The 12341-nt window shown below is 56.4% G+C and carries 12 protein-coding genes; 6 read left to right on the top strand and 6 right to left on the bottom strand.

What is annotated here, in order from left to right; translation table 11 throughout:
- Nucleotides 1–39: 39 nt before the first annotated feature.
- Nucleotides 40–978: an NmrA family NAD(P)-binding protein gene (locus tag BPSY_RS01880; RefSeq protein ID WP_033495602.1), complete on the top strand. Its 939-nt coding sequence runs from the start codon at nucleotides 40–42 to the stop codon at nucleotides 976–978.
- Nucleotides 979–998: 20 nt separating this feature from the next.
- Here BPSY_RS01880 and BPSY_RS01875 read toward each other — a convergent pair whose 3' ends face one another.
- Nucleotides 999–1421 (bottom strand): winged helix-turn-helix transcriptional regulator, encoded by a 423-nt coding sequence (locus BPSY_RS01875; RefSeq protein WP_081884089.1) that lies wholly within the window; start codon nucleotides 1419–1421, stop codon nucleotides 999–1001.
- Between the two features lie 184 nt (nucleotides 1422–1605).
- Between BPSY_RS01875 and BPSY_RS01870 the strand changes: the two genes are divergently transcribed.
- A complete protein-coding gene (locus BPSY_RS01870) occupies nucleotides 1606–2037 on the top strand; it encodes a hypothetical protein (protein WP_152596797.1) in 432 nt (143 codons plus the stop codon).
- Nucleotides 2038–2182: 145 nt separating this feature from the next.
- Here BPSY_RS01870 and BPSY_RS01865 read toward each other — a convergent pair whose 3' ends face one another.
- The 5 genes from BPSY_RS01865 to BPSY_RS01845 all read right to left on the bottom strand — a co-directional run bounded on the left by BPSY_RS01865 (nucleotide 2183) and on the right by BPSY_RS01845 (nucleotide 7164).
- A complete protein-coding gene (locus BPSY_RS01865; protein ID WP_033495598.1) occupies nucleotides 2183–3241 on the bottom strand; it encodes a 2,3-butanediol dehydrogenase in 1059 nt (352 codons plus the stop codon).
- Between the two features lie 244 nt (nucleotides 3242–3485).
- Complete coding sequence (locus tag BPSY_RS01860; protein WP_033495596.1) at nucleotides 3486–4157, bottom strand: TetR/AcrR family transcriptional regulator; 672 nt, start codon at nucleotides 4155–4157, stop codon at nucleotides 3486–3488.
- Nucleotides 4158–4180: 23 nt separating this feature from the next.
- Nucleotides 4181–5386, bottom strand: a complete 1206-nt coding sequence (locus BPSY_RS01855) for an ABC transporter permease (RefSeq protein WP_202961761.1) — start codon at nucleotides 5384–5386, stop codon at nucleotides 4181–4183.
- Nucleotides 5379–6146, bottom strand: a complete 768-nt coding sequence (locus BPSY_RS01850; RefSeq protein ID WP_033495765.1) for an ABC transporter ATP-binding protein — start codon at nucleotides 6144–6146, stop codon at nucleotides 5379–5381. The genes BPSY_RS01855 and BPSY_RS01850 overlap by 8 nt, the downstream gene beginning before the upstream one ends.
- Nucleotides 6147–6579: 433 nt before the next feature.
- Nucleotides 6580–7164: a DUF1349 domain-containing protein gene (locus BPSY_RS01845; RefSeq protein WP_033495763.1), complete on the bottom strand. Its 585-nt coding sequence runs from the start codon at nucleotides 7162–7164 to the stop codon at nucleotides 6580–6582.
- A gap of 187 nt (nucleotides 7165–7351) precedes the next feature.
- Between BPSY_RS01845 and BPSY_RS01840 the strand changes: the two genes are divergently transcribed.
- The 4 genes from BPSY_RS01840 to BPSY_RS01825 all read left to right on the top strand — a co-directional run bounded on the left by BPSY_RS01840 (nucleotide 7352) and on the right by BPSY_RS01825 (nucleotide 12230).
- Nucleotides 7352–7924: a TetR/AcrR family transcriptional regulator gene (locus BPSY_RS01840; RefSeq protein ID WP_051921465.1), complete on the top strand. Its 573-nt coding sequence runs from the start codon at nucleotides 7352–7354 to the stop codon at nucleotides 7922–7924.
- Nucleotides 7925–8231: 307 nt separating this feature from the next.
- Nucleotides 8232–8657 carry a MarR family winged helix-turn-helix transcriptional regulator gene (locus BPSY_RS01835; protein ID WP_051921464.1) on the top strand — a complete coding sequence of 142 codons (426 nt, stop codon included), beginning with the start codon at nucleotides 8232–8234 and terminating at the stop codon, nucleotides 8655–8657.
- 19 nt (nucleotides 8658–8676) lie between these two features.
- Nucleotides 8677–10425, top strand: a complete 1749-nt coding sequence (locus BPSY_RS01830) for an ABC transporter ATP-binding protein (protein ID WP_033495594.1) — start codon at nucleotides 8677–8679, stop codon at nucleotides 10423–10425.
- A complete protein-coding gene (locus tag BPSY_RS01825; protein ID WP_033495591.1) occupies nucleotides 10422–12230 on the top strand; it encodes an ABC transporter ATP-binding protein in 1809 nt (602 codons plus the stop codon). The genes BPSY_RS01830 and BPSY_RS01825 overlap by 4 nt, the downstream gene beginning before the upstream one ends.
- Nucleotides 12231–12341: the final 111 nt, after the last annotated feature.

Raw genomic sequence — 12341 nt, 5'->3', positions numbered from 1 at the left:
GGTTACAGGTAGATGATCCCACGAAAGGAACAGGCGACAATGAAGTATGCCATAACCGGTGTTGACGGGCAATTGTCCGGAAAAATCACCGCCCTCATGTTCGATGAGGTCGACGCTGACCAGCTGATTCTTATCACTCCATTTCCTGAACGTATACCGAAGGAGAACATCGCGGCATGGGAATCCGCCGGCGCCGTGGTGAGGAAAGCCGACTACTCGAATCCCGATGAGCTCGCCAAAGCCCTGCAGGGGGCCGATGCCGGGTTCATGGTTTCGGCCATGACGGTTGGTGAGGTTCGGCAGCAGCAGCACCGCAACGCCGTTGACGCATTCAAGAACGCGGGAGTTGGGCGCATCGTCTATTCATCCGGTTTCAAGGCCGATGAGGAGGTGCCTGCCTCCGTGGTGATCGTCGATCATCATGCCACCGAGCTCTACATCAAGCAGTCCGGTCTTTCGTGGAATGTATTCCGCGACAATCTCTATCTGGAGAACTACCTCTACGCCTTTGCCCAGATCGCGCTTGACGAGGGTACATGGCGGACTTGTGCGGGGGATACGCCGGCCTACCTCGTGGCGAAGGACGATTGCGCGGCCGCCGGTGCGCAGCTGTTGCTCGGCCACGGCGAACGGAACCGGGGATACAACATCACCGGCAGTGAGGCGGTGAGTGTCAGGCAACTATGCGAGCTGGTCTCGAAACATGCCGGTATCGACATCGTCTATGATTCCATGACCGAAGAGGAACTGTACTCGTATTATGACTCCCTGCATGTGCCGCGCCAGGCGACCGGCGACTTCTCCCAATCGCCGTACCTCTGGTGCAGCGATGACATCGTCACGAACGAGGCCGCCATCCGTGATGCTTTTCTCGACAACAAATCAGATGACGTGGAGTTGCTGACCGGACGGGTCGCGCGCACCGCGGCCGATCTGATCGAGGGGGCCGCGCGTAGCTGGAATCTGAACAAGGCCTGAACGATGATCGTGGGTCTGCGTCACCGAGTGCCGGAGCTGCCGTGATGCCGCTCGTCGTAAGCCCGGCGGGCCTCGCGTACCTCGTCCATGTAGGCTTCTGACCATTCGCAGAGGACGTCAATCGGACCGAGGGACGCGATGCCGAGCTCTGTGGCCGTGTAATCGACGCGCGGCGGGATCTCCGCATGCGTGGTGCGCACGATCATGCCGTCGCGTTCGATGGCGCGCAGGGTCTGCGTCAGCATCTTGCGGGATATCCCGGGTATCGCGCGTTCCAACTCCGTGTACCGCACGCTTCCGCGCTCCTGAAGAATGCGCATGATACGAATGGACCACCGATCGCCTATGCGGTTCAACACATCACGAGACGGAAAGCGCGCGGACCGCTCTTCTTCGCCACTGGTGGCGCCACCAGGATTCCCGTTTATATCGTTTGCTCCCATACATCCCTATTATCCGACAGCATGCTCTTCTTCGAAAGCCGCTTCATGATGTTTGGGCAGGTGGGAAGCGGGATTGCATGAATCCCCGGATGATGCGTCGTGCCGGCATACCAGGGTACGCCCTAGAATATGCAACAGGCGATCCTGCGCGGATTGTTCGTGACGGGGGAGAGCGGGTCGATGAATGACTGAGTTTGTGGTGGAGACTGATAAGGGCACCTATGCGAATCACGAGATAACGCTTGCGTTGTTTCATGACCTGGTGGGGCGGCTGAGCCGCAATGACGTCGACTTCATGGTTCTGCAGCCCGATGAGCCGATACGGGGGAGTGCCTATCTGCAGGTGCTCGGGGCCTTCATGGTGGAAACCCGACTGCTGGTTGAGGGCGGGGGCTTCATGCAATACTCCTATGAGACCGATGACGCGGACGAAGTCCTGTCAATGTTCCTCGGATACTGGCAGCGCGGCGAGCTGCCTGCTGTGGACCAGTGGGAGGACATTACCAGATCCTTGCAGAAGCCTTCGTCGAAGGGTCTGTTCGAAAGAATGCGACGCATCTTTCACAAAGACGACAGGCCTGCGCAAGTGCCGATCGACGATGCGATGCGTCCATAGGCAGGCAGCAGAAGCTTTGAGGCGGTAAAGGCCGCAACCCTGTCGGCTGCCCAATGCGGATGAGCCTGGGCTGGTAGCGCCACAGGAGTATGGGCTGAGACGAGTCCCAGAATGGGCGCGAGTTGTCCCAGCCCATGAGTGCGGCTTATAGGTGGACGAGGATCTTCACCTGTCTGTCGGCATGGTCACGCAATTCCTCGTATCCTTTCGCGACGATATCCCGGGCATCAATCTTTCCTGTGATCAAAGGAGCCAGATTGACTTTGCCCTCCTGCACCAGTTTGATCGCCGGCGCATGGTCGTGGGCGTAGCCGATACTGCCTTGGATGCGGAGCTCCTTGAAAAGGATGGTGTTGATGTCGTAGACGGGAGCCGAGCCGTACAGGGCAACAAGCTGTAGGGTCCCGCGAACCTTCAGGGCCTTGCACAGGGTGTCCAACACCGCTTGGACCCCTGCGGCATCTATGGCGACGTCCACGCCTTTCCCGCCTGTGAGTTCCATGACCTTGGCGACGGCATCGTCATACGCGGGGTCAAGTACATGGTCCGCAACCCCCGTATCCAAGGCTTTCTGCCTTCGGGCCGCGCTGAGTTCCGAGATGATCACCGTGGCGCCGAATGCGCTCGCCACCGCTGCGGCGAATAGGCCGATCGGCCCCGCCCCGCCGATCAGCACAGTGTCGCCCTGCTTCACTCCGGCATATTTCACCGCATGGTATGAGACGGAAAGAGGTTCGATCATCGCCGCCTGATCCAGCGGTATATCCCCTACGGGGTGCGCCCATCGGGATTCCACTACGATGTATTCACCAAGGCCCCCGCCGCCTCCTGAGATGCCGATGAAGCCCATTTGGGCGCAGCAGTTGTACTCGCCCTGTTTGCATGCCTCACAGCTATCGTCCACGATCATCGGTTCAACCGCGACGTTGTCGCCGACGGCGAGGCCGTCCACACCCGTGCCGACCTCGACGACCGTTCCTGAGAATTCGTGACCGAAAACCACAGGAAGCCCCTCATGGGTGAGTGGGTGGACCTGCCCAGGTCCCGGCATGGGAGGGATGGGTCCTTCGAAAAAGAGATGGAGATCGGATCCGCAGATGCCGTTCCATGCGAGTTTGATTTTGACCGTACCGGGTCGGAGCTCCGGTTGAGGTATCTCGTCGATTCGTACATCCTGCGTTCCGTGGTATCGCAAAGCCTTCATGTTGCTTATTCCCCCATTCGACATTGAATATCTGGAAGAGAACCATGCGGCCAGTGGGTGGATGCTTCAGCTTGCGAACGCCGCCCATGCCTGCCTCATCGAATCGCTATGCGCGGACGATGCCCCATTCGGCCATGAATGTCGTCATCGGCGCGGTGATTCTCAACGAAAGTCCTCTTATTGATAATGATAGTTTTCCTTCTGCCGCGAGTCAACGGAGCGGCATGAGCCGCACACAGGCCGGTCACTTGTTCTGGGACAGGCCGCGCTGCAGGAAGGTCACGATATCCTCCGTGGCCTGTTCCATATCGATCGGAATCTGGTCATCATCACCCATCAGGACGGCGGGCAAGGCATGGCTGATGATCGCGGCGGCCGTGTACCGCACGATACGCAGAGCCGGCCAATCCACCAACTGCCCGGTCTCTTGGAAATAAGAGAAGGTCTCCGACAGTTTCTTCTCGGCTCCCTGCGCGGCCTGTGTGATCCTGGACAGCAAGGATTCTGCCTCATCCTGGTTGTTGAACACCCCCGCGAGCAGAATACGCACCAACTTGCGATTGGTGATGACCAATTCAAGGCGGTCTCGTACCACGAAGGTCAGGTAATCGCCGAAATCACGAAGACGTGTGGCGTGGATCGTCTCGGTGAATTCAATGGCGAGGCGAGGGATGATCTCGTTGATGAAAGGTGTGATCAGGGCCTCGAGAATATCGTGCTTCGTGGCGTATCTCTTGTATACGGTGCCCTGCGAGACATGCGCCAATTCGGCTATCTCCTGCGTGCTCGTGCGATCGTATCCCTGCCGTGAGAAAAGCGTGAGGCTGGCCTGCAACACCACCTTCTGCTTTTGCGAGAGTTCGGACGACTCCAGGGTCTGGGCGAACAGATCCTCGACTGAGCTGCCTGCATCCATGAATGCTCCTGCCTTCCTGCCTGCTATACCCGACGATATTTGCGCATGACCAGTACATTCAGTACCAGGAACACCACAATGAAGGCTGCGAGCACACCAAGATCGGGAGCGATCTGGCTGAGCCCCGCACCCTTTTCGACGACGTCACTCATGGCGTGCGATCCCCAGAACAGCGGCATGGCGTGAGCCACCGCCTGGAGCCATCGGGGCATCGAATCCACTGAGATGATTCCGGAGAAGAAGATCTGCGGAATGACAATGATGGGAATGAACTGCATCATCTGGAATTCGGTCCTTGCGAAGGTCGATATCAACAGGCCAAGGGTGAGGGCGCAGGCCGCCACCATGAGATTGATGAGCATCACGGTCCAAAGACTGCCGAGGATTTCCGTCTTGAATACGAGAAGGGTGTAGGACACCACCACGACTGTTTGGATGATTGCCACGATGCCGTACCCGAAGAGGTATCCGTTGACGATCTCCCTTCTGCGGATCGGCGTGGCCAGCAGGCGGGCGAGGGTGCCGGTTGTGCGTTCATGCAGCAGCGCTATGCCCGAGATCAGGAAGACGAAGAAGAAGATGACGAAACCCATCATGATCGGAACAAGAGTGTCGAAGAATGTGGAATCGGCATCCCCATAAAGATATGTGACCGTCACCGTGGTGGAAGGGTTGCGTTGCGATTGCTGGCCCGAGGACGAGGTGGACGGGGAAGCCGACTGCGAGGAGGATGCCGTCTGTTTCCCGGCGTTTAGGGCGAGGAGTTGTGCCGAGAGTTCCGTGACCTTCTGCTCAAGTTGCTTGAGGGATGCGGCCTGCGAGGCGATGGTGGCGGATGCGGCCTTCGCCGAGAGTGTGGTCTGCGCGGATTTCAGGCTTTGCAGAATCAGCCCGCTTTTCGTCTGGTCAGTACCGGCGAGGGTCAGAGTGAGCGAGTCACCGCTCTGCTCCAGATAGCCGTCATAGTCCTGGTCTCGTATCACTTGCCGGGCTGTGCCGCCGTCGGCATCTGATCCCTTGGAGGCGGTGACGTCATGGATATGCATCCCATCGATCTGCATCGCGGACACCAGATCGGCATCGACCGAGCGGACCGCCAGATCGGCGTTGGTGTTGTTGGCTCCTTGGAACAGGAAGTACATCAGCGTGAGGATCAGCAGCGGGGCTGCGAACATCAGGGCCAGCGTTCGTTTGTCCCTCAGCAGTTCCGTCAGCACTCTTCTAGTCATTGCCCAGGTGCGCATCTTGATCCCTTCCTGCCTGGACGAAAGCATCCTCGATGCTCGTCGCCCGATACTGTTCCTTGACCTCTTCCGGTGAGCCTTTGGCGATGGCTTCGCCCTGTCGGATCATCAGCAGCGTGTCCGCCTGTGCGGCGTCCGCCATGACGTGGGTGGTCAGCATGATGGTGTGCCCTTGATCGGCGATGCGATGCAATTCGCTCCAAATCTCCCTGCGCAGTTCGGGATCAATGCCCACCGTGGGCTCGTCGAGGATAAGAATCTCGGGGTCGCCGATGAGCGCTATGGCCAACGATAAGCGTCGCTTCATTCCTCCTGAGTAACCCGCGACCCTGCGGTTCAGCGCGTTCTCGAGATGGACGATCTTCGCCGCATGCATCGCTGATTCTGCAAAACGTCGTTTGTCGACGTTTTGCAGAGAGGCGAAGAACTTGAGGTTCTCCATGCCGCTGAGATTGGTGTACAGGGCATCCGTCTGCGCCATGAATCCGATGTTGCCAAGTTGTTCGCGATTCGGCATGCGTACCCCGAGTACATGTACACTTCCCGATTTGGGAGGCATCATACCCATGATGGTGCTGATCAGCGTGGTCTTTCCGGAGCCGCTTGGGCCGATCAGGGCGAGGATCTCTCCTCCCTGCATTTCGAAATCGACGTCCCGCAGCACCATGGTTCTGCCATATCCCTGGAACAATCGCGACACCTGAACCGTGGCGGAACCGCGGTCTGTGCCTGTGGTGTCTTCCATCTGCTCCCCCTTGCTCTCACCGCAGCCAGCTGATGGCGGACGCCGTGTTTCGCGTCCATCGTTCCTAAGTCAGTCTCAAAGGAAACGATTAAGTGAGTGACTGCTCACTCATTATTGCTTATCTGGTGTGCTCCGTCAAATGACGGAATGGGGGGTGTTGGATCTTCCCGAGCTCATACGGTCCTGCTGGTACCGCTGATGCTTCTGCGGCGGCTATCGCCTGCGGGCAGTTGTTTTCAGTGGGCCGCCGGTGATTGAAGCGGGATATCGCAAGGCTGCGATTCAACAACGTGCCTGCACCGTTGAGCGGTGCTGCGGTGATGAGAATCTTCAGGGCCGGGGGATTGGTTGCATCGGTGCACGTCCGGGTTCTCATTTCGGCGTGCCGTGTATGCGTGTGCACGGTTTGGGGATTGTTCGCTATCGCTTCTGTTCAGTCGTGGAGTGAGGCGTCGGCATCAGTGATCTTCCATGAGAGGAAGTCTATGGTGAAAGCGGCGCGTGTGGGCGCGCAAATATAAGGTCCTGCCTCGACTCCCTTCCTGTCGTCAAAGGGGAGGACCCTGACCAGTCGGTATTCCTCGTCATCCGCTTTCGCGCGGAGAGTGATGGCATCGTGGGACCAGCTGGCGCGGAGTGTGATGATGCGATGGTTCCATTCCGGGGTGCGTGAGACCGACCAGTCCGAGCGGCCGTCGGTGACCACTGCTCCTAATTGGAGTATGCCGTCGGATTGCTCCAATCCTGCTTTGACCCAGTGCTCCCCGTCGGCTCGGATGAACAGCCCCGCCTGATCGAACTGCTGGGACATGTCCGTTCTGAACGTGACTTCCATGGCGCTACCGCTGTTGAAAGGCCTGATAAGGGCGTGTTCGGAATCGTGTATGAAGCCGTACGAAGTGATGCGCCAGGCGTCCGAGCCCTTTGAGGCGGTTACCCGCAGTGTGCCGTCATGTTCCTCGACGCGCTCGGGATCGTGCGTCCAGCGACCTTCGTCCCAGTGAATCTCTTCTTGCATGGTCTGCATCCCTTCTGAGGATTTGTGAGGGCTTGGCTTGACGCGCGCCGTGGGCTCTGCTGATACGGAATCTCGCGCCGTTGCTTCCCGGGCGGTGAAGTCATCGCAGTACCGTATACCGAGTATTGTACATATGTACAAGTCAATGACAACACGGCTGTGTGTCCTTCGCTAAGGTGGTCGAAACATGGGGAATCGGACCTCTTCCGCCGCGCAAGGCAATCAGGGATCCAGACAGCCGGACAGACGCCGGCGGATTGTTGTGGCCTGTCTTTCCGTCGTCGCGCAATACGGCGTCGCTGCGACCACTCATCGTAAAATAGCGGCCGCTGCGGGGGTTCCTCTGGGGCTGACCACGTATTACTTCGCCCGCTTGGACGATCTGCTCTATGCGGCTTTCGCCGAATTCGCGTCCGACGGCAGCGCGTCTTTCGCCGACGATCTGAGAGCGGCCGCTTCCCCGGAGGATGCCGTTACGGTGCTTGTCGCATTCATTCTCGCGGGCCAGAAACGAGGGAATGCCGAATCCGTGATCACCCATGAGCTGTACACCCTGGCTGCCAGGGAGGAACGGTTCAGAGGCATCACCCAGCAGTGGATGCATGCCAACCGTGCTGCCCTGGGACGTTTGTTTGATGAGGATACCGTTCGTATGCTCGATCCGCTGATAGAGGGACTCACCATCCACGGACTGCTGGGCGTCTCCGAGCCTGATGCGGATCTGGTGGAACGGGCGATAAGGCGTATCGTCCGGCTGTGAGCGTTCCGATCGGTGTGGGGGCGCGACGGGTTTGGATAGGGCTGGTGGAATTGCCAGGTGGTTACGGGGTATGCCCTCCTTGGCTGTTGACGAAGCGAAATGGAAGGTTTTCTTCTGCGTATCCGGCGATATTCGATGGCGGGTGCTGGAAATGGGCAAGGAAGATTTATGCTCCTGGGTTTGCAGGAGCATGTATGCTATATTGAAAAGTCCTAAATAGGACTATATTACAAAGTTTAGGTTTGGCTGCCGGGGCACATCCCGTTTGTTGCCATAACGGGGACACCGCAAGGAAGAGAGTGGGCAGATGGATGTGAAAGAAGTGATCGACCGCAGTTATGATGTCTGGTTCGGCATGAATCACTTCTATGAGGAATGGGCGAAATCGCACGGGATGACCGACAATACCCTGATGATCTTCTACGTGATTTCAAGTATCGGGCCGGATGTCACACCAAGAATGATTATTGATAAGCTCCACCTGCCCAAACAGACCGTTACATCGACATTGAATGTGATGGAAGGCAAGGGCTATATCACGCGCGAAACGAGTCCACATAGCGGGCGGGAAAAGGTCATACGACTTACCGACTATGGTCAGGGAATCTCGGACAGTGTTCTGGCGCAGCTATACGAAATGGAATCTGGGGCATATTCGCAGCTCAGTCCTGAGGAACGCGACGAATTCACAAGAATCAATCAAAAACTTCTGGACCTACTTCATCTCGACTAAATCTCAATCAAGGAAACGTATGCATCTACTGCAACAATTCGCAGCACGCAACAAAACATTACTTGGACTCAGCGTCGTATTCATTGCCATCAACACCTTCGCGATGCTGGCTATCCCGTTTTTTGTGGCCGAACTCATCAATCAGGGCATCCTGAGGAAGGACGGAGGGGCCGTCAATGCCGTCGTCGGCTGGATGGTGCTGGTGCTCTTCATAGGAACGGTCGCGGGGATAATGGGCAGTTATTCATCGGCCCGTTTCGCAGCGGCATTCGCGCGCGATAACAGAAAAAGGATCATCCGTACCGTGGAAGACATCACGGTTGATCAGAGTGACGCATTCGGTATCGCATCATTGGTGACCAGAATGACCAACGACAACCAGAACGCTCAACAGATTGTGCTGACTGTTCTCCAGATGGTTCTTCCGAGCCCGATTATGGCGGTTTTCTCCATTGCCTTGACCCTGCATATCTATCCCCTGCTTGCCATCGTCCCGTTGATGGCAATCGTGGTTTTCGGTGCGGCGACGATGGTCGTATTGACCAGATCACTTCCGAGCATTCAAAGGATTCAACAGAAGGTCGATCATATGACCCTGGTGTTGAGGGAGTCCTTCGTCGGCGTGAGAATCATTCGTGCTTTCGATAATTCGCATCGGGAGGAGACTCGGGTCAACAAAGCCTTTAAGAGCTACGCAGACAACAATATCCGGATCAACCGGAATTTCGCTCTACTGAGTCCGGTCGCATACTGCCTGATGGATATATCCATGATAGTGATTATTTGGGTGGGGTCATCGTTGGTCGCCAACAGCACTCTGGAGATCGGCTCTGTGACGGCGATTGTGGAATACAGCACGACGACGATAGGCACTCTGATCATGTCGGCACTGGTGCTCTTCCAACTCCCGAGAGGATTGGCGTCGTTGAGACGTGTGCAAGATGTCACGGATACCGTGAGCGATATCAGTGATGGCCATGCCGAGCTTCTACCCGATGAAACGAGTGGCGCGCGGGAACTGCCGGTCACTCTCAGCTATCGTCATGTGGATTTCCGCTACCAAGGTGCGGAGAAAAAGGTGCTTGACGATATCAATTTCTCGGTGAGCTCCGGGCAGACTCTGGCGATTGTTGGGGGAACCGGTGCGGGCAAAAGCTCCATCGCGAAAACCTTGTTGAGATTGAACGATATCGAGTCGGGTGAAATAAGCATCGGTGATGTGGATATAAGGCGAATGAGTTTATCGGATCTACGCAGCCGGATCAGTTACGTACCGCAGAAGGCGTTTCTCTTCAGTGGGACGATCGCGGATAATTTCCGCTTCGCCAATGAGGGTATGTCAGCAGCCGAGATGGAAAGGGTGTCGTGTATCGCTCAGGCACAGGAGTTCGTCGCTTCCCGGCCGAAGGGCTTTGAATCCGAGGTGGCTCAAGGTGGCAGCAATCTCTCCGGTGGACAGAAACAGAGATTGGCCATAGCCAGGGCGCTGGCGAAGCCTGCGGATGTTTATGTATTTGATGACAGTTTCTCCGCACTCGACTACGCAACCGATGCGCGTCTGCGCAAGGAACTGAAAACATACCTCCGGGAGTCCATAACCGTCATCATCGCGCAACGCTTGGCGACCATAGCGGCGGCGGACAATATCCTCGTACTCCACGACGGCGGCATCGTCGGGCAGGGGACGCACGATGAACTACTCGAAGGTAACAGGTATTACCGTGATCTCGCCCGCACGCAAGGGCTATTGGAGGAAGAGAAGGAATGAGGAAGAAGAGGAACCGGGGCGATCAGGCCACGATCGAAAGGCCGCAGTCGTATCGTCAGGCGATCACTCATTTTCTTGCCCTGCTTGGTCGTGAGCGCACGCCGATGATTCTGACGGTGCTCACCAACGTCTTGTCGACGATTCTTTTTGCCATGGTGCCATGGATCACCGCAGTGGTCATCGACGACGTCGTAGAGGTGATGTCGCATCAGGAAGGAGGAGATCTGTGGAATCGCATGCAGACTGTGATTCTGTGGCCAATCCTGACGATATTGTTCATCGCCGTGGTGAATTTTGCGCTGAACTATTACCAGGAGCGTCAGATGGCCCGTATCGGTGAGAGCGTCAGTCTGGGACTCAGGGAGCGGCTGAGCAGCAAAATGACCAAGCTTCCACTGAGCTTCTTCGATAACACCCAGGTGGGGGAGATACTGAGCAAGGCGACATCCGATATCGATAAGATATCCGAAGTGCTGATCACCGGCTTCAACCAATTCGTCTATTCCGTGCTGACGATCGGTATCGGAATCATCCTGCTGTTTGTGATCAATACGCCTATGGCACTCATGGTGGTATCCATCCTGTTGCTTGGAAGCATATTGACCGGATACGTATCGGTGCTGAACCAGCGTTTGTTCCACAACAGCATGTCAACCTTAAGCTCCCTGAGCAATGCCACCGAAGAAGCTCTTGCGGGGAATCTCGTAATCAAATCCTTTGGTAGGGAGGATCGTTTCATAAAGAAGATAGACGGCTTGATAGATGAGCAATTCGAGGCGGGCAGCAGATCGCAATTCGTCAATTTCGCGATCTATCCAAGTATCCGTTTCGTGAATCAATGTGCGTTCATCCTGGCCGCCTTTTTCGGTGGTCACTATGCGATCCAGGGTGTAATCACCATTGGGTTGGTTCAGGCTTTCCTGCAATATGTGGTGCAGATTTCCGAACCCATCAGCAATGCTGCATACATCTACAACTCCTTCCAGGGTGCGTTGGCCTCGATTGAGAGAATTCATGCGATTCTGCAACTCGATGAAGATGACAACACAGTGCATGCACGCAGTCTCCCCAGCGAGACACAGGGCGGCATAAGCTTCCGCAACGTATCGTTCGGATATGGCGCAGCGCCGTTATTGATGCATGATGTCACTTTCGAAGCCAAAGCCCATCAGACGGTCGCTATCGTCGGCCCGACGGGTGCGGGGAAAACGACGCTGGTGAATCTGCTGATGCGTTTCTACGAGGTCAATGCCGGAACGATAGCATTCGACGGAATACCCACCAATACCATTCCACGAGAGGAGCTGCGTAAAGCATTCGGCATGGTTCTGCAGGACACCTGGCTATTCAAGGGCACCGTTGCCGACAACATCGCCTATGGGAGAGCTGACGCATCCAAGGATGAGATCATCGGTGCCGCAAAGGTGGCTCAATGCGACAGCTTCATCAGGAAACTACCTCAGGGATATCAAACCGTAATCTCAAGTGATGATGGGATCCTGTCCCAAGGTGAGCAGCAATTGCTGACCATCGCACGAGCGGTACTCACGAATCCGAAGGTCATGATCCTGGACGAGGCCACTTCGAGCATCGATACCAAAACCGAGAAGGACATCCAGACTGCCATAGCCGGTGTGATGAAAGGGCGGACGAGCTTCGTGATAGCCCACCGTCTATCAACGATACGGAACGCCGACCTCATACTCGTGATGGACCATGGTGACATCATTGAACAAGGGAGTCATGCGGAGTTGTTGGCTCGTGATTCCTTCTATGCCCGTCTGTATCGCACCCAGTTCAGCTAATACCCGCCCAGGCGATCCGACGGCATTCGATTTCGATGTTGGCGCCTTCATCCGATGGGGGTTTGATGGTGTCATAATCATTCCTGAAAACCGTTGTGGTTGGACGTCGGC

Origin of the sequence: Bifidobacterium psychraerophilum, assembly GCF_000741705.1 — a bacterium.
Classification (GTDB): domain Bacteria; phylum Actinomycetota; class Actinomycetes; order Actinomycetales; family Bifidobacteriaceae; genus Bombiscardovia; species Bombiscardovia psychraerophila.
The sequence above is the reverse complement of the archived record's forward strand: the minus strand, read 5'-3'. Positions and strand labels throughout refer to the sequence as shown.

What these genes read in the sequence shown, in the direction of transcription:
- BPSY_RS01845 (WP_033495763.1), bottom strand. Translation starts at nt 7,164, where the DNA reads ATGCAAGAAGAGATTCACTGGGACGAAGGTCGCTGGACGCACGATCCC.
- BPSY_RS01880 (WP_033495602.1), top strand. Translation starts at nt 40, where the DNA reads ATGAAGTATGCCATAACCGGTGTTGACGGGCAATTGTCCGGAAAAATC.
- BPSY_RS01830 (WP_033495594.1), top strand. Translation starts at nt 8,677, where the DNA reads ATGCATCTACTGCAACAATTCGCAGCACGCAACAAAACATTACTTGGA.
- BPSY_RS01860 (WP_033495596.1), bottom strand. Translation starts at nt 4,157, where the DNA reads ATGGATGCAGGCAGCTCAGTCGAGGATCTGTTCGCCCAGACCCTGGAG.
- BPSY_RS01870 (WP_152596797.1), top strand. Translation starts at nt 1,606, where the DNA reads ATGACTGAGTTTGTGGTGGAGACTGATAAGGGCACCTATGCGAATCAC.
- BPSY_RS01840 (WP_051921465.1), top strand. Translation starts at nt 7,352, where the DNA reads ATGGGGAATCGGACCTCTTCCGCCGCGCAAGGCAATCAGGGATCCAGA.
- BPSY_RS01855 (WP_202961761.1), bottom strand. Translation starts at nt 5,386, where the DNA reads ATGACTAGAAGAGTGCTGACGGAACTGCTGAGGGACAAACGAACGCTG.
- BPSY_RS01835 (WP_051921464.1), top strand. Translation starts at nt 8,232, where the DNA reads ATGGATGTGAAAGAAGTGATCGACCGCAGTTATGATGTCTGGTTCGGC.
- BPSY_RS01875 (WP_081884089.1), bottom strand. Translation starts at nt 1,421, where the DNA reads ATGGGAGCAAACGATATAAACGGGAATCCTGGTGGCGCCACCAGTGGC.
- BPSY_RS01865 (WP_033495598.1), bottom strand. Translation starts at nt 3,241, where the DNA reads ATGAAGGCTTTGCGATACCACGGAACGCAGGATGTACGAATCGACGAG.
- BPSY_RS01825 (WP_033495591.1), top strand. Translation starts at nt 10,422, where the DNA reads ATGAGGAAGAAGAGGAACCGGGGCGATCAGGCCACGATCGAAAGGCCG.
- BPSY_RS01850 (WP_033495765.1), bottom strand. Translation starts at nt 6,146, where the DNA reads ATGGAAGACACCACAGGCACAGACCGCGGTTCCGCCACGGTTCAGGTG.